The sequence below is a fragment of the Microbacterium sp. genome, assembly GCF_031179285.1.
Classification (GTDB): Bacteria; Actinomycetota; Actinomycetes; order Actinomycetales; family Microbacteriaceae; genus Microbacterium.
Genome location: NZ_JAPSHY010000078.1, coordinates 1 through 1,677 on the forward strand (window position 1 = coordinate 1; position 1,677 = coordinate 1,677).

3 protein-coding genes are annotated in these 1,677 nt (G+C 69.6%); all 3 read left to right on the top strand.

Going from position 1 to position 1,677, the window contains the following annotated elements; genetic code table 11:
• The coding region (locus RIN18_RS17600; RefSeq protein WP_309105274.1) for an LPXTG cell wall anchor domain-containing protein at positions 1–217 on the top strand (217 nt) is incomplete at its 5' end.
• Positions 218–370: 153 nt separating this feature from the next.
• A complete protein-coding gene (locus RIN18_RS17605) occupies positions 371–1,381 on the top strand; it encodes a DMT family transporter (RefSeq protein WP_309105275.1) in 1,011 nt (336 codons plus the stop codon).
• 98 nt (positions 1,382–1,479) lie between these two features.
• A partial coding sequence (locus RIN18_RS17610) for a GntR family transcriptional regulator (RefSeq protein WP_309105276.1) occupies positions 1,480–1,677 on the top strand: 198 nt, incomplete at its 3' end.

A 1,677-nucleotide genomic window follows, 5' to 3' on the forward strand; every position in this document is an offset into this window, starting at 1 on the left:
GGATGCGGGCGGATTCACGAACACCGCCGGAATCAGCCACAACGACCTGACGGACGACGCCGTCGCGTGCGCCGAGCCGGAGCGGCCCGCCACCCCGGGTGCGATCGCGCTGACCGGCATCGACGGCGGGCCGATCGCGGCAGGAGCGGCACTGCTGCTGCTGCTCGGTGCGGCCCTCCTGGTCGCCAGGCGACGCCGCACCCGCGCGAAGGGGTAGCACCGCTTCCCGGGTCCGACGCGGCCCTCGACGGGCGCAGGGCCGGGAGCAATGCTCCCGGCCCCGCGCTGCGCCTGCCGAAGTTCGGCGGATATCGGACAAGCAGCTTCGGTGGCATCCTCCGTGGACATGCGGCGGGCATACGCTCGACCGGTGAGCACCACCACCGCCGATCAGCCCGCCGTCACGGGCCCTGCCCCCGACCGCGCGCGGCGTGTGTCCACCTGGTTGCAGTTCCTCTCGATGGGCATCGTCTGGGGAGCGAGCTTCCTCTTCATGAAGGTCGCCCTCGACGGGGTCTCCTTCGGGCAGGTGGCGTGGTCGCGCACCATGCTCGGGGCGATCGCGCTCGGCGCCATCGTGCTCATCACCCGCCCGCGGGTCCCGCGGCTCGACGGCACGCCCGGGCCGGTCCTGCCGCGCGAACGGGCCGTGTGGCTTCACTTCCTCGTCGTGTCGCTGACGACGTGCGTCATCCCCTATCTCTGCTTCGCGTGGGCCGAGCAGTACGTCTCGTCGAGCCTCGCGTCGATCTACAACGCGACGACGCCGATCATGACGGCGCTCATGGCGACGCTCGTCTTCCGCGTCGAGCGGCTCGGCCTCAGCCGGTGGACCGGCGTCGGCATCGGCGTGGTCGGCGTGCTCGTGGTGATCGGCCCATGGCAGTACACCGCGCTCACGGGGAGCCTGGCCGGGCAGCTCGCGTGCCTGGTCGCGACCCTCTGCTACGGCTTCACCTTCGGCTACCAGCGGCGGTTCCTCAGCGGGCGGCCGATCGCGCCGGCCACGTTCGCGTTCCTCTCGATCGGCGTCTCGGCCGTGGTGATGCTCGTGCTCACGCCCGTGATCGCGCTCGACCCCGTGGAGCTCGACTGGGCGGTCACCGGGTCGCTCCTGGCGCTGGGCGTGCTCGGCACGGGTCTCGCCTACATCTGGAACATCAACGTGCTGCGTGCGTGGGGACCGACCGGCACGTCGACGGTGACCTACGTGACGCCGGTGGTCGGCGTGGCGTTGGGCGTGCTCCTGCTCGGGGAGCGCTTCTCCTGGCATGAGCCGGTCGGTGCGGTGCTCGTGCTCGTCGGCATCCTGTTCGCGCAGGGCCGGCTCCGCATTCCGCGTCGCCGGCATGCCTCGGGCGTCGGCGCGACCGGGCGCTGAGCATCTGAGCGGCCGCACTTGACAGGTGCGGTCATGCATGGTTGGTTAGTTACACAAGTAATGAACCAACAAGGTTCGGACGATATCGTCCGAATCGGATGGGCCGGCTATTGGACGACTCGCGACCGATCTTCCTCCAGATCGCTGAACAGGTCGAGAACGACATCATCGACGGTGTGCTCGAGGAGGACGAGCAGATTCCGTCGACGAACGAGTTCGCGGCGTTCTACCGCATCAATCCGGCCACCGCCCTGAAGGGGGTGAACCGCCTCGTCGACGACGGGGTCGTGGCCAAG